This window comes from Rhodanobacter sp. MP7CTX1, from assembly GCF_014205795.1.
GTDB lineage: Bacteria > Pseudomonadota > Gammaproteobacteria > Xanthomonadales > Rhodanobacteraceae > Rhodanobacter.
This window is the reverse complement of the sequence record NZ_JACHCN010000013.1, coordinates 23,251-41,259: the sequence shown is the minus strand read 5'-3', so window position 1 is coordinate 41,259 and position 18,009 is coordinate 23,251. Positions and strand designations below refer to the sequence as shown.

Annotated in this window: 18 protein-coding genes; 8 read left to right on the top strand and 10 right to left on the bottom strand. The window is 63.2% G+C overall.

The window, feature by feature from the left end:
• Positions 1-25: 25 nt before the first annotated feature.
• Together HDE77_RS15170 and HDE77_RS15165 are read right to left on the bottom strand one after the other, a co-directional pair.
• Entirely contained in the window at positions 26-808 is a 783-nt protein-coding gene (locus HDE77_RS15170) for a class III extradiol ring-cleavage dioxygenase (protein ID WP_184418611.1), read from the bottom strand.
• Between the two features lie 137 nt (positions 809-945).
• On the bottom strand, positions 946-2,913 hold the full coding sequence (locus HDE77_RS15165; RefSeq protein WP_184418609.1) for a DEAD/DEAH box helicase: 1,968 nt from the start codon (positions 2,911-2,913) through the stop codon (positions 946-948).
• Positions 2,914-3,078: 165 nt separating this feature from the next.
• On the opposite strand from HDE77_RS15165, the gene fghA reads away from it, so the two are divergent.
• The gene (gene fghA / locus HDE77_RS15160; protein ID WP_184418607.1) at positions 3,079-3,921 is read left to right on the top strand and encodes an S-formylglutathione hydrolase; all 843 of its coding nucleotides are present in this window, start codon (positions 3,079-3,081) and stop codon (positions 3,919-3,921) included.
• A gap of 341 nt (positions 3,922-4,262) precedes the next feature.
• On the opposite strand, the gene HDE77_RS15155 is transcribed toward fghA, so the two are convergent.
• A complete protein-coding gene (locus HDE77_RS15155) occupies positions 4,263-5,588 on the bottom strand; it encodes a DEAD/DEAH box helicase (RefSeq protein ID WP_184418606.1) in 1,326 nt (441 codons plus the stop codon).
• Between the two features lie 344 nt (positions 5,589-5,932).
• Here HDE77_RS15155 and HDE77_RS15150 point away from each other — a divergent pair, with 344 nt between their 5' ends.
• Together HDE77_RS15150 and HDE77_RS15145 are read left to right on the top strand one after the other, a co-directional pair.
• Entirely contained in the window at positions 5,933-7,168 is a 1,236-nt protein-coding gene (locus HDE77_RS15150) for an MFS transporter (RefSeq protein ID WP_184418604.1), read from the top strand.
• Between the two features lie 77 nt (positions 7,169-7,245).
• A complete protein-coding gene (locus HDE77_RS15145; RefSeq protein ID WP_184418602.1) occupies positions 7,246-7,731 on the top strand; it encodes a peptidylprolyl isomerase in 486 nt (161 codons plus the stop codon).
• 151 nt (positions 7,732-7,882) lie between these two features.
• Here the strand turns inward: HDE77_RS15145 and HDE77_RS15140 are convergent, their stop codons facing one another.
• Positions 7,883-8,458, bottom strand: coding sequence for a C40 family peptidase (locus HDE77_RS15140; RefSeq protein WP_184418600.1), 576 nt, complete (start codon positions 8,456-8,458; stop codon positions 7,883-7,885).
• Between the two features lie 180 nt (positions 8,459-8,638).
• On the opposite strand from HDE77_RS15140, the gene HDE77_RS15135 reads away from it, so the two are divergent.
• The 5 genes from HDE77_RS15135 (at position 8,639) to HDE77_RS15115 (ending at position 13,156) form a co-directional block, all read left to right on the top strand.
• On the top strand, positions 8,639-9,898 hold the full coding sequence (locus HDE77_RS15135; protein ID WP_184418599.1) for an FAD-dependent oxidoreductase: 1,260 nt from the start codon (positions 8,639-8,641) through the stop codon (positions 9,896-9,898).
• 84 nt (positions 9,899-9,982) lie between these two features.
• Positions 9,983-11,329, top strand: coding sequence for a glutathione-disulfide reductase (gene gorA, locus HDE77_RS15130; protein ID WP_184418597.1), 1,347 nt, complete (start codon positions 9,983-9,985; stop codon positions 11,327-11,329).
• A 43-nt stretch (positions 11,330-11,372) separates the two neighbouring features.
• A complete protein-coding gene (gene hutG / locus HDE77_RS15125) occupies positions 11,373-12,152 on the top strand; it encodes an N-formylglutamate deformylase (protein WP_184418595.1) in 780 nt (259 codons plus the stop codon).
• Positions 12,153-12,340: 188 nt separating this feature from the next.
• Positions 12,341-12,586, top strand: coding sequence for a hypothetical protein (locus HDE77_RS15120; RefSeq protein ID WP_184418593.1), 246 nt, complete (start codon positions 12,341-12,343; stop codon positions 12,584-12,586).
• Positions 12,587-12,895: 309 nt separating this feature from the next.
• The gene (locus tag HDE77_RS15115) at positions 12,896-13,156 is read left to right on the top strand and encodes a hypothetical protein (RefSeq protein WP_184418591.1); all 261 of its coding nucleotides are present in this window, start codon (positions 12,896-12,898) and stop codon (positions 13,154-13,156) included.
• Positions 13,157-13,234: 78 nt separating this feature from the next.
• On the opposite strand, the gene HDE77_RS15110 is transcribed toward HDE77_RS15115, so the two are convergent.
• From HDE77_RS15110 to HDE77_RS15085, 6 genes are all read right to left on the bottom strand, one after another.
• Positions 13,235-13,672, bottom strand: coding sequence for a Rid family hydrolase (locus tag HDE77_RS15110; protein WP_184418589.1), 438 nt, complete (start codon positions 13,670-13,672; stop codon positions 13,235-13,237).
• Positions 13,669-14,337 (bottom strand): carbonate dehydratase, encoded by a 669-nt coding sequence (gene can, locus HDE77_RS15105; protein WP_343206127.1) that lies wholly within the window; start codon positions 14,335-14,337, stop codon positions 13,669-13,671. The genes HDE77_RS15110 and can overlap by 4 nt, the downstream gene beginning before the upstream one ends.
• A gap of 42 nt (positions 14,338-14,379) precedes the next feature.
• Positions 14,380-15,846 carry an aldehyde dehydrogenase gene (locus tag HDE77_RS15100; RefSeq protein ID WP_184418585.1) on the bottom strand — a complete coding sequence of 489 codons (1,467 nt, stop codon included), beginning with the start codon at positions 15,844-15,846 and terminating at the stop codon, positions 14,380-14,382.
• Between the two features lie 144 nt (positions 15,847-15,990).
• Positions 15,991-16,782: an SDR family oxidoreductase gene (locus HDE77_RS15095; protein WP_184418583.1), complete on the bottom strand. Its 792-nt coding sequence runs from the start codon at positions 16,780-16,782 to the stop codon at positions 15,991-15,993.
• Between the two features lie 18 nt (positions 16,783-16,800).
• Positions 16,801-17,115: a hypothetical protein gene (locus HDE77_RS15090; RefSeq protein WP_184418581.1), complete on the bottom strand. Its 315-nt coding sequence runs from the start codon at positions 17,113-17,115 to the stop codon at positions 16,801-16,803.
• The gene (locus HDE77_RS15085; protein ID WP_184418579.1) at positions 17,112-18,008 is read right to left on the bottom strand and encodes a MalM family protein; all 897 of its coding nucleotides are present in this window, start codon (positions 18,006-18,008) and stop codon (positions 17,112-17,114) included. The genes HDE77_RS15090 and HDE77_RS15085 overlap by 4 nt, the downstream gene beginning before the upstream one ends.
• Between the last annotated feature and the right edge of the window lies 1 nt (position 18,009).

Here is an 18,009-nt window from a genome sequence, read left to right as displayed (position 1 = left end):
GCGCAACGGCTCAATCGAAGCCGGCTCAATCGAAGCGGTAGATGTCCATTGCCAGCAGACCCATGTCGATGCCCGCGTCGATGCGCTGTGCATGCGCATTCGCTCCCGCCGCACCGAGAGCGAAGAACAACGGCAACAGGTGCTCGTCGGTGGGATGTGCGCGTTCGGCAAACGGGGCCTGATGACGGTAGTCAAGCAGGGCATCAATGTCGCCGGCGCCCAGTCGCTGCTCGATCCAGTCGATGAACGGCTTCACGTACGGTGCCTGCCGTTCATCGCTGTAACCGACACGCAGGTCGCGCAGGTTGTGGGTGATGCTGCCCGAGCCGATCAGCAGCACGCCCTCCTCGCGCAACGATGCCAGCGCACGGCCGAGCGCGTACTGGTGTGCCGGCCCCAGCTCGGGCTGGATCGACAGCGGTACCAGCGGGATATCGGCATCGGGATAGAGCAAATGCAGCGGCACCCACACGCCGTGGTCGATGCCATGATCGGGATCGAGCGTCGGCGCCAGTCCGGCTGCGTCCAGGAGGGTCACCACCTTCGCCGCCAACGCCGGCGCTCCCGGTGCTGGGTACTGGATGTCGAACAATGCCTGCGGAAAGCCGTAGAAGTCGTGAATCGTTTCCGGCCGCACCGCTCCACCGACTTGCGGCTGACGCGCCAACCAGTGCGCACTGGCGATCACGATCGCCTTGGGATGCGGCAATGCTGCCGCCAGTTCGGCCAGCCTCGCACCGGTCAGGCCGGGTTGCAGGGCAGTCATCGGCGAACCGTGGGAGATGTACAGGCTGGGCAGGGCGGTCATGGCAGGATCATCTCAAGAGGATCGCCATGACATATGGGCGTTTCGGCTATTTCCAGCATTGCTGGCGAATGCCATACGAAAACGTTGCGTCGCCCGATCGAAACGATCGGGCGACGGCGATCCGTGGTGCCTGCGGATCACTTGCGATGCGGCGGCTTGCCGCCACCAGCGTGCCGTGGTTTGCCATCGCCGGGCTTGAAGCCACCTGGCTTGAAGCTGCCAGGCTTCTTGAAGCCGCCGGGTTTTCGTGGCGGCGTGGCGCTGGCGGCATCGTTGTCGGTGCCGTCCCACTCGTGGATGCGCAACTGCTGTTGCACGACCCAGACTTTTTTCAGATGCTCGAAGACTTCGGCGGGCATGCCATCGGGCAGGTCGATCAGGCTGTAATGGTCGCGGATGCTGAGGCGTCCGATGAACTGGCTTTCCAGGCCGGCCTCGTTGGCGATCGCGCCCACGATGTTGCCGGGCTTCACACCATGTTCGTGGCCAACCTCGATGCGGTAGGTGCGCTTGCCTTCCTCGGTGGCATGCGCGCGCGCCGGCCGCTGGCCGAAGTCACGCGCTGGCGCGACGTCACGCGCCGCATGCTCGCGCGGCTTGTGCTCGCGCGGCGGACGACTGGCGGCGCTGTCGTGCTCGGCGGAGGGGCGGCGTTCGTGGGCGCTACTCGTGCGTGGTGCCCGCTCGGCTGAAGACCGCTCACGTGAGGGGCGATCCCGCGACGTATTTTCGCGCGTGGCCGGTTCGTATTTTTCGCGCTTCGGCTGCGGCGGCAGCAGCAACGGCTGGTCGCCCTGCGCGATGCGCGCCAGCGCGGCGGCGATCTCGATCGCCGGTACGTTGTGCTCCCGCTCGTACTGCTCAATCAGCTGCTGGAACTGGCCCAGTTCGCCGACCGCCAGCATGTCGCTGATGCGCTGCTTGAACTTGCCGATGCGCACGTCGTTGACAACGTCGACCGAGGGCAGCTGCATCTGTTCGATCGGCTGGCGGGTCGCACGCTCGATCGCATGCAACATGCCTTTTTCGCGCGGGCTGACGAACAGGATCGCCTCACCACTGCGCCCGGCACGGCCAGTGCGGCCGATGCGGTGCACGTAGCTCTCGGTGTCGTACGGAATGTCGTAATTCATCACGTGGCTGATGCGATCCACGTCGAGGCCGCGCGCGGCCACGTCAGTGGCAACCAGGATGTCCAGCTTGCCGTCCTTTAGCTGCTGGATCACCCGCTCGCGTTGCGGTTGCGCGATGTCGCCGTTGATCGCTGCAGCTGCCAAGCCGCGCGCCTGCAGCTTGCCGGCCAGCTCGTCGGTGGCCTGCTTGGTGCGCGCGAAGATGATCATCGCGTCGAACGGTTCGGCCTCGAGGATACGAGTCATCGCATCGAGCTTGTGCATGCCGCTGACGAACCAGTAGCGCTGGCGGATATTCGGCGCCGTGCTGGTGGAGGACTTGATGGTGACCTCAACCGGGTCCTTCAGGTGCTTCTGCGCGATCTTGCGGATGACGCTCGGCATGGTCGCGGAAAACAGCGCGACCTGGCGCTGCGGCGGTGTGGCCAGCAGCACTTTCTCGACATCGTCGATGAAGCCCATGCGCAGCATCTCGTCGGCTTCGTCGAGCACCAGATATTTAAGCTCGGACAGATCCAGCGTGCCCTTGTCCAGATGATCGATCACGCGACCGGGCGTGCCGACCACGACATGCACGCCGCGCTTGAGCGAGTGCAGCTGGGGGCCGTAGCTCTGGCCGCCGTAGATCGGCAGCACCTGGAAACCGGGAATGTGCGTGGCGTATTTCTGAAAAGCTTCAGCCACCTGGATGGCCAATTCGCGCGTCGGCGCCAGCACCAGTGCCTGCGGCTTGCCGGCGCGCGGGCTTAGACGCGACAGGATCGGGAGCGCGAACGCGGCGGTCTTGCCGGTGCCGGTCTGCGCCTGGCCGAGCACGTCGCGCCCTTCCAGCAGCGGTGGAATGGTCGCGGCCTGAATCGGCGAGGGCGATTCATAGCCGACGTCGGCCAGCACGCGCAATACGTCGGGGTGCAGAGCGAGTGCGCCAAAGCCGGACGGAACCGGGGCGTTGTCGGAAACGGGGGATGACATGGGGGGACCTCGAAACAGGGAGCGGCACCGGAAATGCGGGGCGCAAGCCGTGCATTCTACCAGTCTCAACGCTTGCGCGTCGCCGCGCTAGCTGAACGCGGTGCAGCGGCGGCGCGCGGTTATGCTTCGGGTTGATGGTATTAGCCAGATAAGGATGACCAAGGCATGCTCGAAACGCTCTCCGAACAGCGCTGCCATGGTGGTGTGCAGGGCTTTTACCGGCACCACTCGGACGTCTGCGCCGGGCCGATGCGGCTGGCGGTCTATCAACCGCCGCAAGCAGCGGCGCAGCCGTGCCCGGTGCTGTATTTCCTGGCTGGGCTGACCTGCAGCGAGGAAACCGCCACGATCAAGGCCGGTGCGCAGCGGCTGGCCGCAAAGTACGGCCTGGTCCTGGTGATGCCCGATACCAGCCCTCGTGGCACCGGCATCGACGGTGCCACCGGTGATTGGGAGTTCGGTGAAGGCGCCGGGTTCTATGTCGATGCCACCGAGGCGCCGTGGTCGTCGCGGTTTCGCATGCATAGCTACGTGGTGAGTGAGTTGCCGGCATTGATCGCCGCGCACTTTCCGGTGGATGTAGCGCGCAGTGGGATCTTAGGGCACTCGATGGGTGGCCACGGCGCACTCACCATCGCGTTAAAACATCCACAGCGCTACCGGTCGGTGTCCGCGTTCGCGCCCATCGTGGCGCCTGGTCAGGTGCCTTGGGGTGACAAGGCGTTGTCACGCTATCTCGGCCCCGACCGCCGGGCGTGGGCCGACTACGATGCCTGCGAACTGGTGCGGCGACAGACGTTTCCCGGCACCATCCTGATCGACCAGGGCGACGCCGATCAGTTTCTGCAGACCCAGTTGAAACCCGAGCTGTTCGATCAGGCCTGCGCTGAGGCCGGACAGGCGCTGCTGTTGCGCAGGCACCCCGGGTACGACCACAGCTATTACTTCATCGCCAGCTTCATCGACGACCATCTGCGCCATCACGCACGGGCCTTGGGCTTGCTGTGAATCCCGCGAATGTTTATCGATTCGGCCGCAATTGCTACGTTTGCCCCGTTTGCCTCGCCCATCCCGTTCGCCCTGAGCGTAGCGCAGCGAAGTCGAAGGGCACGCGGGAAACTATTTACGGGCCGGATCTATAGGCATCGCTATGGATTTCGTCTTCAAGATGTTGTGCACAGATGCCCTTCGACTTTGCTGCGCCACGCTCAGGGCGAACGGTTCTTACGCAACACTTGTGGGCCGGATCAATAAACGCAAAGCCGCGGCAGAAATCCGGTTGCCACAAACGAAAATGGCGGCCACTGGCCGCCATTTTCGAGTATCACCAACTCATCTTACGTGTAGCTTCAAGCCTTGGCGGCCGGACGCTGGTTCGAGCGACGCTTGTGATTGCCGGCGGCGTGATCGCCGCGGCCAGCCGGCGCAAAACCATTCGGCCGTGCCGACGTCGAGGTCTTGCCCTGACGCGGCTGGCGCTGCGGTGCACGCTGCTGCGGGCGCTGCACCGGACGCGGTGCGCCGGCATCCAGTCGCAGCGGTGCCGACGGCTCGTAGCCTGCAACGTTGTTGAGGGCGATATCCTGGCTGAGCAGCTTGCGGATGTCGCGCAGCAGACCGGATTCGTCATGGCTGACCAGCGACACGGCCAGACCTTCGGAGCCGGCACGGCCGGTGCGGCCGATGCGGTGCACGTAGTCTTCAGCAACCATCGGCAGATCGAAGTTGATCACGATCGGCAGCTGCTCGATATCGATGCCACGGGCAGCGATGTCGGTGGCGACCAGCACGGTGACGCGGCCACTCTTGAAATCGCTCAGTGCGCGGGTGCGGGCGTTCTGGCTCTTGTTGCCGTGGATCGCCGCGGTGCGTAGGCCAGACGCGTTCAGGAAGGTCACAAGCTTGTCGGCACCATGCTTGGTGCGGCTGAACACCAGCGTCTGGCGGCGGCTATCGGCCGACAGCAGATGCAGCAGCAGATCGCGCTTGCGCGACGCATCGACCGGATGCACCTGATGGCTGACCAGGGTCGCCACGGTGTTCGGCGAGCTCACCGAGATCTCGCGCGGGTTGTGCATGAACTCCATCGCCAGCGTCTTGATCGCCGGTGCGAAGGTGGCCGAGAACAGCAGCGTCTGCCGCTTCTTCGGCAACGCGGCAAGAATGCGCTTCAGCGCCGGCAGGAAGCCCATGTCGAGCATGCGGTCGGCTTCGTCGAGGATCAGCGTTTCGACGCCGGACAGATCCAGCGTGCGCTGCTGCATGTGATCCATCAGGCGGCCAGGCGTGGCGATGACGACATCAACGCCGCGACGCAGCGCGTTGATCTGCGGGCCCATGCTGACGCCGCCGAAGATGGTGGTGGCGCTGACCTGCATATGCTTGCCGTAGTCGCGCAGATTCTCATGCACCTGGGCAGCGAGCTCGCGGGTTGGGGTAAGCACCAGCGCGCGCGGGCGACGCGTCATGGTCTGGCCGCTGGTTGACAGCTTCTGCAACAGCGGCAGCGCGAACGCAGCCGTTTTGCCGGTGCCGGTCTGGGCGGCAGCGAGCAGGTCGTGACCTTCCAGCGCCGGTGGAATCGCGGCGGCCTGGATCGGGGTGGCCTGGGTGTAGCCGTAATCGGCAAGCGCACGCAACAACGCGGGCGCAAGGCCCAGCGAATCGAAAGACATGTAACACTCCTGAGCAACCCGGAGTGTTCATACCGTGTTGCAAACTGGGGGAAGGGGCGACGGTTGTCGCAGCAGTCAGAGCGACTGCGCCGGCAAGTATAGCCGGTCAATGGCTGTCGCGTCTGGTTTTTGCCATAGCCAACCTGAATGGATGCGCCGTGATCGCCGGCGGGGCGCCGAATGGCGCCATCTCGCAACAATCGGGTACCGATGATGTGCTGCCTCCGGCTCTGATCCGGTGTCTGCAACTTGTCCAGTGGCTGGCGCGCCGCCGACGTTGCGCGTTTTGCCTCTGTCATGCATACGATAGCGGCAACCTGCCGATCCGATCCAAGGAAAGCCCGATGTCGCTGTTTGCACCCCTGCGGGAACTCAACGTCACCCAGCGACATACGGTTCTGGCAAGTTTTCTCGGCTGGACGCTGGACGCCTTCGATTACTTTCTGCTGACGTTCGTGATTGTTGCAGTCGCCAAAGAGTTTGGGGTGGGCAAGGCCGAAGTCACTTATGCATTGTTCCTGACCCTCGCCGCACGGCCGCTAGGGGCCCTGTTGTTTGGCAGGCTCGCCGATCGCTTTGGGCGGCGCCCGATCCTGATGCTCGACGTGATCCTGTTTTCGGTGTTTGAGCTGGCCACCGCCGTTGCACCGTCGCTGACGATCTTGCTGGTAATGCGATTCCTGTTCGGCATAGCGATGGGCGGCGAGTGGGGTATCGGTGCGTCACTGGCAATGGAATCGATTCCACCCAAGGCACGCGGGATCATTTCCGGGCTGTTGCAGAGCGGCTACCCCTGCGGCTTTTTCCTCGCGGCGTTGGCGAACTGGCTTCTGGTCGACCACATCGGCTGGCGCGGATTGTTTGTGGTCGGTGCCGTGCCCGCGCTGCTGGTGCTGTATATCCGGCGCAAAGTGCCCGAATCGACGGTGTGGCAGCAGCAGAACGCGCAGCCGCGGCGCAGTCTGCTGGAGTCGATGCGCGGGCAGTGGAAGCTGGCCTTTTATCTGATGATCCTGATGGCTGCGTTCAACATGTTCAGCCATGGCTCGCAGGACATGTACCCGACCTTCCTGCAGGTGAATCTGCACATCCCGGCCGGCTCGGCCACCGCCTTCATGCTGGCCGCGCTGCTCAATCTTGGCGCGCTGGCTGGTGGCCTGTACTTCGGTTCACTTTCCGAACGCATTGGCCGGCGCAAGGCGATCATCATCGCCGCGCTGCTGGCGATACCGGTGATCCCGTTGTGGATGTACGGCGGCTCGCTGCTGTTGTTGGGGTTGGGCGCGTTCCTGATCCAGGTGATGGTGCAGGGCGCCTGGGGCGTGGTGCCGACCCATCTCAACGAGCTGTCGCCCGATCACCTGCGCGGCACGCTGCCGGGTTTTGCTTACCAGATGGGCAATCTGCTGGCGGCGATCACGGCCACGGCGCAGACCTGGATCGCGCAGCGGCATGGCGGCGATTTCGCGTGGTCGATGTCGCTGTGGATCGGCGCGGTTGCCGTGTTGCTGGCGCTGCTCACCTGGTTGGGTCCGGAAGCGCGCGGGGTTGGTTTCGGCGATGTAAAGCGGTCATCCTGACCACGGGCTGCCAATGCCGGGCTGCCGACCGGGGTGCTGCTAGAATCCCCGGTTTGATCCCATCGACGAGACAGGCAATGAAGGCTGGCAAAGACAAGGTCATCGCGATCCACTACACGCTGACAGTGGATGGTGAAAAGGTTGAGAGTTCGCATGATCGCAACGAACAGTTGTGGATCCTGCTTGGCCACGGCCAGCTGATTCCGGGCCTGGAAAAGGCGATCGAGGGCCACGAGGCCGGCGATACGTTGCAAGTGGATGTGCCGGCAGCCGAAGGCTACGGCGAACGCCAGGAAGGTCAGATCCAGCGCGTGTCGAAGAAGTATTTCCCGCAGGCAAATCGCCTCAAGCCGGGTATGGCGACCGCACTGCAGCTGAAGGAAGGCGGTCAGCGTGCAGTAACCGTGCACAAGGTCGGCATGAGCACGATCGACGTGGACCTGAATCATCCGATGGCCGGCAAGGACCTGCATTTCGATGTGAGTATCGGCGAAGTGCGCGATGCCACCGAAGAAGAAATCCAGCACGGCCACGCGCATGCGCCGGGCGCCGACGCGCACTGAGTAGAGTGCCCGCTCTTATTGTGTAAAAGCGAACGGCGCCCGAGGGCGCCGTTCTTCGTTTGCACCCTCTCCCATCGGGAGAGGGTTGGGGTGAGGGTTCACGTCGCCTCAAATCCAATCGGATCCGATGCAACGAAAACGAAGCCGTCGCTCAATCCAGCAACCGCTTCCCATATTCAAAATGGTCACGCCAGTACGGCCCGTCGATATCATCCAGCCGCACCGTACCGCCGCTGTTCGGTGCATGCACGAAGCGACCCTTGCCGACATACACGCCGACATGGCTGATACCGCCGCTGCTGCCGAAGAACACCAGGTCACCACTGACCAGGTCGGTCATCCTCGAAACCTTCAGGCCGCTCATCGCGGCCATCTCGCGTGAACTGTGCGGCAGCTGCATGTACGCAGCATGGCGATAGACGTAACCGACCAGACCGCTGCAATCAAAGCCGCCTTCTGGCGTGTTGCCGCCCCAATGGTAGGGCGTGCCAACCAGTGCCATGGCACGGAACAACACATCGTTCGCGGTGCCCGCGCTCGCGTCGGAAGGCGCCCGCGCCGGCTCATCGGCCAATGCGGAATGCGAATCCTTGAAGGTCGCCTCGCGCCGATGCGGGCTGCTGGCGCAGGCGGCCAGCAATAGCAGGGTGGTCGCCAACAGCAACTGACGCGTCGTGCGCCATGGCGATGACGTTGACGCGAAGCTGGCAACCGGATCCAAGCCCATGGAACAACCTCAGCGTTAGTGGCGCCGAGGTTATCAAATCAATCACTTGGAAGGAAGTTCTCAGAATTTGGACGAACCATCGGGCGGCAAGCTTCCTGGAGCTGGTTGCGGGGCGTTGCGCTCGATCGGATTGCGCCGGCGTCGAGGCGATCTGTGTTTCGGCACCGTTAGAATGGGCCGATGGATGCCACAAACAGCGATATCTTGATTCTTGGCGGCGGCGTGGTCGGCCTCAGCTGCGCGCTCTATTTGCTCAAGGCCGGTGCCAGCGTGCGCGTGCTGGAGCAGGGCACCCCCGGCTGTGGCAGCTCGCACGGGAACTGCGGCACGATCACTCCCAGCCATGCACCGCCGCTGGCGATGCCTGGAATGATCGGTGTGGCGCTGCGTTCGATGCTCACGGCGGAAGCTCCGCTGTATCTCAATCCCCGGTTTGACGGGCCACGCCTGCGCTGGCTGCTTGGCTTTGCACGGCACTGCAACTGGGGTGATTTCCAACGCGCCACGATGGCGCGTTCGGCGATCCTGTCGCGCTCACGCCTGCTGCTGGGCGAGCTGGTACGCGACGATAAACTGGATTGCGAATTCACCGAAGAAGGCGTGCTGTACGTCTATCGCAGCTCGAAAAAGCGCGCGGCCGACGAACACCATCATGCCGCGATGCTGGATCGCCTTGGCATCGAGGTGCAAAGGCTGCATGGCGACGACGTCGAAGCGATGGAGCCCGCCCTGAAGCCTGGCGTGGTCGGCGGCCTGTTTCATCCCGGCGATGCCCGGTTACGTCCGGATCGTTACGTGGCCGAACTGGCGCGACGCGTGCGCGAGCTGGGCGGCGTGATCGAGACCGGCGCGCGGATTGAAAACTTCACTACGGACAATGGCCGCATCAGCCAGGTGCACAGCAGTCGTGGCGCGTTCCTGGCGGATCGCGTGGTGCTGGCGCTCGGCGCATGGTCGCCGTTGCTGGGAAAAACGCTGGGCTTGCGCCTGCCGATGCAGCCAGGCAAGGGTTATTCGCTGACCTACAGCCGCCCCGCACGGGCGCCGAAGCATGCGCTGGTGCTGCGCGAGGCAGCCGTCTGCGTGACGACCTGGGACAGCGGCTACCGACTGGGCAGCACGATGGAATTTTCCGGTTATGCCGAGGGCCTCAATCGCACCCGGATCGATGCGTTGCGGCGCGGTGCGGCCAACGGCCTGCACGAGCCGGAAGGTCCCCAGTTGCTGGAAGAGTGGTGGGGCTGGCGGCCGATGAGCGTGGATGAGGTGCCGATCATCGGGCCGAGCACACGCTGGTCGAACCTGCTGCTCGCGACGGCGCACGGCATGCTCGGCGTCAGCATGTCGACGGCTACCGGCGAATTGATCGCGTCGATGCTTGGCGGCCCGGCATCGCCAGTCGATGCGACACCGTTTGCGCCAGCACGCTTTGGCTTGTAGAGCGCGTTGCGCAGGCGCTTGTGAGTTTGAGGCAAGGTAGGCGCGTTGCTGCTAGCTTCGCAATGAATCATCGAGGATGCAGCAATGACCGCAAGCCATGACCTGATCGTGTTGGGCGCCGGCTCAGGCGGCCTGGCCACAGCCATCCGCGCCGCACAGCACGGCGTCCGCGTGGCCTTGCTCGATCCCGCTGGCCTGGGTGGCACCTGCGTGCACCGCGGCTGCGTGCCGAAGAAGGCGTTGTGGTTTGCCGCGCAATTGGCGCAGGCACAGCAACTTGCGCTCGAGTTCGGCTTTGCCTCGCAGCCGGGGCCGCTCGACTGGGAGCGTTTTCGAGGGGTGCGACAGGGCTACATCGACGTGATCGAGCAACGCTATGCCGCGCGCTTGCAGGAAGCCGGTGTGCAGCTGCTGCGTCAGTCGGGACGCTTTGTCGCGGCCGATACGATCGAATTGTCGGATGGCGATCGGTTGCAGGCTGCGCAGATCGTGATTTCCACCGGCGCCAGGCCGCGCCGGCTTGAGCTGCCCGGCTTCGAGTTGGGCATGGTCTCCGACGACATCTTTGCGCTACGTGCGCTGCCCCGTCGCGTCGCGATTGTTGGCGGCGGTTATGTGGCGGTGGAATTCGCCGGGTTGCTGCGGGCACTCGGCGCCGAAGTGGACATGCTGGCGCATGGGTCGTGGCTGCAGGATTTCGATGCCGAACTGGTGCAGGCCTTACAGCAACAGATGGAGGTGCAAGGCATTCGTATCAGTCTGCAGAGTGTGGTCCGGGCAGCGCATCGTAACGCCGACGGCATCATGCTGGACGACTCCCAGACGGGTTTGCGCGGGCCTTACGATGCGCTGCTGTGGGCGGTCGGGCGGGTGCCGAATACGGAGGCTTTGGGCCTGGAGACGGTCGGTGTGGAGACCGACAAGCGCGGACACGTGCTGGTGGACGCCCGGCAGAACACGAACATCACGGGGATTCTTGCGGTTGGCGATGTCACTGAGCACAAGGCATTGACGCCGGTCGCCGTTGCCGCCGGCCGCTTGCTGGCGGATCGGCTGTTTGGGGGGCAGCCGGATGCGCAAATGGATTACCGGAATATTCCCAGCGTGCTCTTTGCCGAGCCACCACTCGGCATCGTCGGGCTGACCGAGGCGCAGGCGCGCGCCGAACACGGTGATCAGGTCACCGTTTATCGCAGCCGGTTCACCCCGATGCAATGGAAGCTGGCCGGCAGGCACGATCAGACCTTGATGAAGCTGGTCTGCGTGGGTGCTGACGAGCGTGTAGTTGGCATCCATGCGCTGGGTCCAGGTGTCGAGGAAATGCTGCAGGGCTTCGCCGTGGCGTTGAAACTGGGTCTGCACAAGCGCGATCTGGATGCCACCGTGGCGATCCACCCCAGCTCGGCAGAAGAACTGGTGCTGATGGGCTAAGCCCAGGCTGTGGCCATCATCCATCGCCACTACAATGTGGCGTATGGCCAACTACACCTTGCAGCGCGGTCGCGTGCCGCTCTTGATCAGCCTGCCGCACGACGGCAGCTTCATCCCCGACGCGATTGCCGCGCGCATGCACCCGGCGGCGCGGCGTTCGCCGGATACCGACTGGCATGTGGGGCGCCTGTATGAGCCGTTGGCGCACGCGCTTGGCGCCAGCTTGTTGAAGCCAATGGCGTCGCGTTACGTGATCGACCTCAACCGGCCCGCCGATGGTCACGCCCTCTATCCAGGCCAGCGCGAGACAGGCCTGGTGTCGACGATCGGTTTTGACGGCGAGCCGCTCTATCTGGACGGCGACACGCCGGATAGCGTCGAAGTTCAACAGCGGATAAACGATTTCTGGCAGCCGTATCACCAGGCGATATCGAAAGAACTTGCTGATCTGTGCACTGAGCACGGCCGGGCAGTGCTGTGGGAAGGCCATACCATCCGCAGCCGGGTGCCGATGCTGTTCGAAGGCCAACTGCCGGATTTCAATCTTGGCACAGCATCGGGAACAAGTTGCGGTGCAACTCTGCAAGCCACATTGCAGGCGTGTCTGGAGTCGCAGTCGCGCTTCAGTTTTGCGGTCAACGGGCGCTTCAAGGGCGGTTACATCACCCGGCAATACGGGAATCCCGAGGCGGCTGTGCAGGCGGTGCAACTGGAACTTTCGCAGCTCAATTACATGGACGAAGAGACCTTCGAATTCGACGAGGTAAAAGCGCGCGCTGTGCAGGACTTGATCAGTCAACTGTTGCAGATCAGCCTGCAATAATCGCAAGCTATTGCGGGTGGATTTAGCGCAAAAGCAAGTCAATGCCCGGGTATAGACGCGAGGTGAAAATCCCGTGTTTCGTTCAGGTGGCGTACCCCCTTCGTGCTGTTATTGTGGAGTTGTCGCGCCACCCGAGTTGCCGGGTTCCGGCCGGGATCGCGATACCTAATCGTCCGAGGCTCAACACTATGATGCGTAAACTTGCGATCGCTTCCCTGCTCGTGGCGGGCGTGGCTCTTTCCGGTTCTGTGCTGGCTCAGGCTGCTGCCCCGCAGGCAGCGATGGCAACCCCGCAGGCCGCTCCCGCCGCCGCCCCGGCTGCTGCCGGTACCGCTGCTGCTCCGAAGGCAGCGACGACCACCAAGCACAAGACCAAGCACACCAAGAAGGCTCCTGCCAAGACGGCTCCTGCTGCTTCCAGCACCGCTGGCTGATAGTCAGCTGATCTGTGGTGAATCAAAACCCCGTCGGTGTAAACCGACGGGGTTTTTCGTTGTGGGATCGCACTGGCCGTGCAGGAATTGTTCAATCCTCTGCGGCAACCTGCTTGCAACGATTACAGGTTGTTACGTGTCAATCTGGAGCAAAAGAAAGTCAAATGCCCGCCTGCAGATTCGGGGTGGAGTTACGTGTTGTGTTCAGGCGTCATATTCCCTTAGTGCTGCTATTGTTTGCTCGTCGCGCCACCCGAGATGCCGGGTTCCGGCCGGGTCCGCGATACCTAATCGTCGAGGCTCAACATCATGATGCGTAAACTTGTAATCGCTTCATTGCTTGTGGCGGGCGTAGCTCTTACCGGTTCGGTGCTGGCCCAGCCTGCTGCTCCGCAGGCCGCGCCGGCGGCGACTGCGCAGATGGCTCCTGCGGCGGCACCCGCTGCCGCCGGTACGGCTGCTGCCCCCAAGGCGACCAAGACCAAGACCACCAGGAACAAGAGCAAGTACCCCAAGAAACAGCCCGCCACCCCGCCTGCTCCGGCAGCTGCTGGCACGGCAGGGCAGTAGTTTGCTCGGATTGCTGTGAATCGAAACCCCGCTGGTGCAACCGGCGGGGTTTTTTCATGGGCACGGTGCGACGTGCGTCTATCTTGCAGGCGTTTCAGCGTGCGGCAGCGCCGCAATGCACTTCAACTCGATCGCGATCGGCGTGGGTAGCGCGGTGATGCCCAGGGTGGTGCGGCAGGCATCGACGCCGACGAAATGCTCTGCGTACAGCCGGTTGTAGACAGCAAAATCGCGCTGCATGTCGGTCAGAAAAACGGTGACATCCACCAGGTCGGTCCACGCGGCGCCGCTGGCTTCCAGCACGGCACGCACATTGGCGAAGACCTGCCGGCATTGTGCTTCGATGTCGTAACTGATCAGCCGGCCATCGGCATCGTGCACGTTGCCGGGAATCCCGTTGCTGCCAGGCAGGCGCGGCCCGACACCAGACAGGAACAGCAGGTCACCTACCTTGCGTGCGTGCGGATAGGCCCCTACGGGTGCCGGCGCGGCATCGGTGCGGATGACCTGGTTCACGGGCGCACGACCGCAGGCCGCACCAATCGCTGCAAAGCCGCTTCATAGGCTGGCTGTAGCGATGCGCGCGAATCGACGTGCATGCCAAGATCATTCATGTGGCCGTTCTCGAGGCTGTAGCACCACGCATGCACCGAGAGGCTCTGGCCGCGCTCCCAGGCATCCATCACCATCGTGGTGCGGCAGGTGTTCGTCACCTGTTCGATCGCATTGAGCTCACACAGACGTGCATTGCGAACCGACATCAGATCCAGTGCGGTGAGCATTGAGGAGTGCTTTTCCGCCACATCGCCGACGTGCCGCAACCAGTTGTCCACCAGCCCAAGCCGACGCTCGTCCAGCACCGCCTGAACACCGCCGCAGCCGTAGTGGCCGACGATGATGATGTGCTCGACCTTGAGAACATCGACCGCAAACTGGATCGTGCTGAGGCAGTTGAGGTCGCTGTGCGCGACCACGTTGGCCACGTTGCGCTGGACGAAAATTTCACCGGGTGGCAGGTCGACGATCTGGGTCGCCGGCACACGTGAATCGGAACAGCCGATCCACAGGTATTTCGGCGATTGCTGCTTGGCCAGCTGTTCGAAGAATGTTGGATCCGCCGCGTTCATGGCGGCTGACCATCGACGGTTGCCGTCGAGTAGTTCTTGCAGTGGGTTGGTCACGGTAGGCATTCCATCGGCGTGGCTTGCATGGATCGATCTCCGTCAGTAACGAATGCAGATATTTTTCGGTTCGGTGAAGAAGTGCAGCGCTTCACTGCCACCCTCACGGCCGACTCCGGATTGCTTGGCTCCGCCAAATGGTGTGCGCAGATCGCGCAACAGCCAGCAATTGATCCAGACAATGCCGAAGTCTAGCTGGCCGGCGAGTCGATGGGCGCGGGAAAGATCCTGTGTCCACAACGATGCAGCCAGGCCGTAGCGGCTGTCGTTGGCGATTGCGAGCGCTTCGGCCTCGTCCTCGAACGGAATCAGGCTGACCACCGGCCCGAAAATTTCCTGTTGGTTGGTTTGCGCCGACGACGGCAGTCCTTCAATGACGGTGGGCGCCATGAACCAGCCGTCCGCGCAGCGGCCGGGCAGGGTGATCGCGTGGCCGCCGCACAGCACATGGCCACCTTCGACACGAGCCTGTTCGATGCAGGCTGACACCTTGTCGAAATGTGCCCTGGACACCAGTGCGCCGAGGTTGCTTTCTGAATCGTTCGGATCGCCGACGCGCAGTGCCTGCACGCGCTCGATATAGCGTTCGCGAAACGTTTCGTAGATGGATTTCTGCACCAGCAGGCGCGAGCCACACAGGCAGATTTCGCCCTGGTTGGCGAAGCCCGAGCGCACGATGGTGTCCAGGTTCGCGTCATCCAGATTCGCATCGGCGAACACGATAGCCGGATTCTTGCCACCCATCTCCAGCGATACTTTCTTGAATTGCGGCGCGGCAGCGCTGGCGATCTGTGCACCGGTGATCGTGCTTCCCGTGAAGGAGATCGCCTGTACCGCAGGGTGCTCCACGATCGCCTGGCCGACCGTCGGCCCGCGACCTTGCACGATGTTCAGCACACCGGGCGGGAAGCCTGCGGCAATCGACAATTCGCCCAGCAGCGCAGCCGTGCAGGGCGTCACCTCGGAGGGCTTGGCCACGACCGTGTTGCCAGCGGCCAGTGCCGGTGCGATCTTCCACGTGAACAGATACAGCGGCAGATTCCATGGGCTGATACAGCCGACCACGCCGAGCGGCTGACGCAAGGTGTAGTTGATTGCGCTTGCACCCAGCGTGCCCGGTTCCATCGCGTGCGATTCGCTGCTCCAGCCCATGATCGCCGCAGCGAAGTAGCGCAGATTGCTGACCGCGCGGGGGATATCGAGTTTGCGTGCGAGGCTCACCGGCTTGCCGCTATCGCGCGATTCCAGTGCGGCGAATTCTTCCAGCCGCGCCTCGATCAGATCGGCAAGCCGATGCAATAGGTGTGCGCGTTCTTCGATGGGTGTGTTCGCCCAATCGGCCGCGGCGCGACTGGCGGCAGCGACCGCCGCGTCAACATCAGCCGCACTGGAATCCGGACAATGCGCAAACACCGCGCCGGTGGCGGGTTCATGCACATCAAGCCATGCATCGTGGAGTGGTGGCTGCAGGCGACCGTCAATCAGATTGGCTAAGCGTAGGGTAGGCATCAGGGCAAGCTTAAAACCAGCGTGTCACAAAGGCGAGGGACGAAGAGCGAGGGACGAGAGGCGAGTAGCGAGGGCGCAACATCGTTTTCACGCACAGATCGGTTTTGGCGCCCTCGCGACTCGCCTCTCGTCCCTCGCTCTACATCAGCTCAGCGCACGGGTGCGACCGCCATCCACCGCAATGCTGACGCCGTTGACGTAAGCCGCAGCAGGCGTACACAGAAACGCGATCACTGCCGCGATTTCGCTGGCCTCACCGAAACGGTGTGCCGGAATCGTGGCCATCAGGCCCTGCGCGACTTCATCCTCGCTGCGGCCGCTGGCCTTGGACTGTGTGGCCAGCAACCCATCAAGGCGGTTGGTGCGGGTGTAGCCGGGCAGCACGTTGTTGACGGTGATGCCGTCCGCAGCCAGTTCGCCGGCCAGGGTCTTGGCCCAGCCGGCGACCGCGGCGCGTACGGTATTGGAGACACCAAGCCCGACGATCGGCTCTTTCACCGACGTGGAGATCACGTTGACGATGCGCCCGTAACCACTGGCACGCATGCCTGGCAACAACGCCTGCAGCAGTGTCTGGTTGCCCAGCAGATGCTGACGGAACGCCGTTTCGAAAGCGTCCGGCGTGGCCGTATGCGCGGGGCCGCCGGGCGGGCCGCCGGTGTTGTTGATGAGGATGTGCACTGACTGGGTGGCGGCGATATCGGTGGCTGCCGCATGCAGGCCCGCCGTATCCAGCATGTCGACGCTGCGCCAGTCGTGCCGCTGACCGGCGTAGGGTCGCGGCAGAGTCTCGGCGACTGCCCGCAGCGCGTCGCCGGAGCGCGCCAGCAGCGTGACATTGGCGCCCAGTTCGGCCAGCTCGATTGCGCTGGCACGACCGATGCCTTGGGATGCGCCGCACACCAGGGCATGACGCCCGCTCAGATTCAGTTGCATGCAGAAACTCCTTCGTGGTCAGTGCAGCAGCAAGCGCATCGCGAGTGCCGCCAGCCAGCATACCCAGCCCAGCCAGGGGCTGTAGCGCCAGATGCGTTGCCAGCCGTCGATGGTCGCATCCTCCAGCGCTGGTAGCGCAGGTGAGCGCAACACATGCTGCATGCGAACCCAGGTGCGGAATGCGCTTGCCTTGCCGTGTTCCGGTTCGGCAACGACCTTCCAGTGCTGCGGATAGCGACTGCGCATCAACGCAGCGATGCGAAATTGCGCCACGTAAGACAGCACAAACAGGCTGCCGCCGGCGACCAGCAACGCGAGATACAGGATGATCATTGGATATTGTTGCTGCCGGTCTTGTTGCTGGTATCGGTGTCTGTGTTGTTGCTGTTGTTGCTGTTGTTGCCGCTGCCGCTGCCACCGCTGCTGCTGGTGCTGCTCCAGGGGGTGGGCAGCGTGGCGCGCAGAGTATTGAGTACACCATCGCCTGGCGCGGGCTTTTTGCAGATCGCGTTGTCCACGGCTTTGGCGTAGGTCTTGTTCATCATGCCGACCCAGATCGTACCGTCCGGTCCGTGCGGCACGCTGAAGCTGGCGGTGTTGTCCAACTGGACTGTTGTCGGAGTAGATGCGGTGGTGGAAAACGCGGTGGGCGATTGTTCCCAATAAGTCTTTCCCGACTGTTGCGCCGCCGAGCTGTAGACCAGCACGTAATGCGCCTTGTCATTGCTGACCTCGACGCTGCCGAACGCGCCGGTGGTTTCATTGCCCCAGCCCATGTGTTCGCACAGGTTGATGTCGTTGGTACCGATCGGCTGGAAGCCGGCATCGAGCAGCACAATGGTCGGCGCGAACAGGTAACTGGAGTGTAGCCAGCGACCATTCAATTCCGATTTCAACGCGATCCGGTAAGGCAGTTTTGCGTTGTCCGGCAGGCGGAACGCGAGGAAGTAGCTGTGCGCGTTGTTGAGGTTGGCGACCATGCTGCCGCTGCCCAGCGTGAACTTCTGCGGCTGCCATGGAAGCATGTTCTGGTAAGAGAAATCCGCAAAGCTGCTGCAGCAGGGCGAAGCCTGTTGCAGCTGCTGCTTGGCCAGTTTCAGAGCGGCAGCAGTGTCTTCCGCTGGTGGCAGCAGAGTCGGCGGAATCAGCGCTTTCACGCTGTGGCAGCCACCCAGCAAAACAGTGCAGGCCAGCACGGCGGCGAAGACAGGAAGTCGATACGTCATT

Coding starts and splice junctions, on each gene's coding strand:
- HDE77_RS15170 (WP_184418611.1), bottom strand. CDS start 808: ATGACCGCCCTGCCCAGCCTGTACATCTCCCACGGTTCGCCGATGACT.
- HDE77_RS15085 (WP_184418579.1), bottom strand. CDS start 18,008: ATGACGTATCGACTTCCTGTCTTCGCCGCCGTGCTGGCCTGCACTGTT.
- HDE77_RS15100 (WP_184418585.1), bottom strand. CDS start 15,846: ATGCCTACCCTACGCTTAGCCAATCTGATTGACGGTCGCCTGCAGCCA.
- HDE77_RS15135 (WP_184418599.1), top strand. CDS start 8,639: ATGGATGCCACAAACAGCGATATCTTGATTCTTGGCGGCGGCGTGGTC.
- HDE77_RS15145 (WP_184418602.1), top strand. CDS start 7,246: ATGAAGGCTGGCAAAGACAAGGTCATCGCGATCCACTACACGCTGACA.
- gorA (WP_184418597.1), top strand. CDS start 9,983: ATGACCGCAAGCCATGACCTGATCGTGTTGGGCGCCGGCTCAGGCGGC.
- HDE77_RS15140 (WP_184418600.1), bottom strand. CDS start 8,458: ATGGGCTTGGATCCGGTTGCCAGCTTCGCGTCAACGTCATCGCCATGG.
- HDE77_RS15150 (WP_184418604.1), top strand. CDS start 5,933: ATGTCGCTGTTTGCACCCCTGCGGGAACTCAACGTCACCCAGCGACAT.
- HDE77_RS15120 (WP_184418593.1), top strand. CDS start 12,341: ATGATGCGTAAACTTGCGATCGCTTCCCTGCTCGTGGCGGGCGTGGCT.
- HDE77_RS15155 (WP_184418606.1), bottom strand. CDS start 5,588: ATGTCTTTCGATTCGCTGGGCCTTGCGCCCGCGTTGTTGCGTGCGCTT.
- HDE77_RS15115 (WP_184418591.1), top strand. CDS start 12,896: ATGATGCGTAAACTTGTAATCGCTTCATTGCTTGTGGCGGGCGTAGCT.
- HDE77_RS15165 (WP_184418609.1), bottom strand. CDS start 2,913: ATGTCATCCCCCGTTTCCGACAACGCCCCGGTTCCGTCCGGCTTTGGC.
- HDE77_RS15090 (WP_184418581.1), bottom strand. CDS start 17,115: ATGATCATCCTGTATCTCGCGTTGCTGGTCGCCGGCGGCAGCCTGTTT.
- hutG (WP_184418595.1), top strand. CDS start 11,373: ATGGCCAACTACACCTTGCAGCGCGGTCGCGTGCCGCTCTTGATCAGC.
- HDE77_RS15095 (WP_184418583.1), bottom strand. CDS start 16,782: ATGCAACTGAATCTGAGCGGGCGTCATGCCCTGGTGTGCGGCGCATCC.
- fghA (WP_184418607.1), top strand. CDS start 3,079: ATGCTCGAAACGCTCTCCGAACAGCGCTGCCATGGTGGTGTGCAGGGC.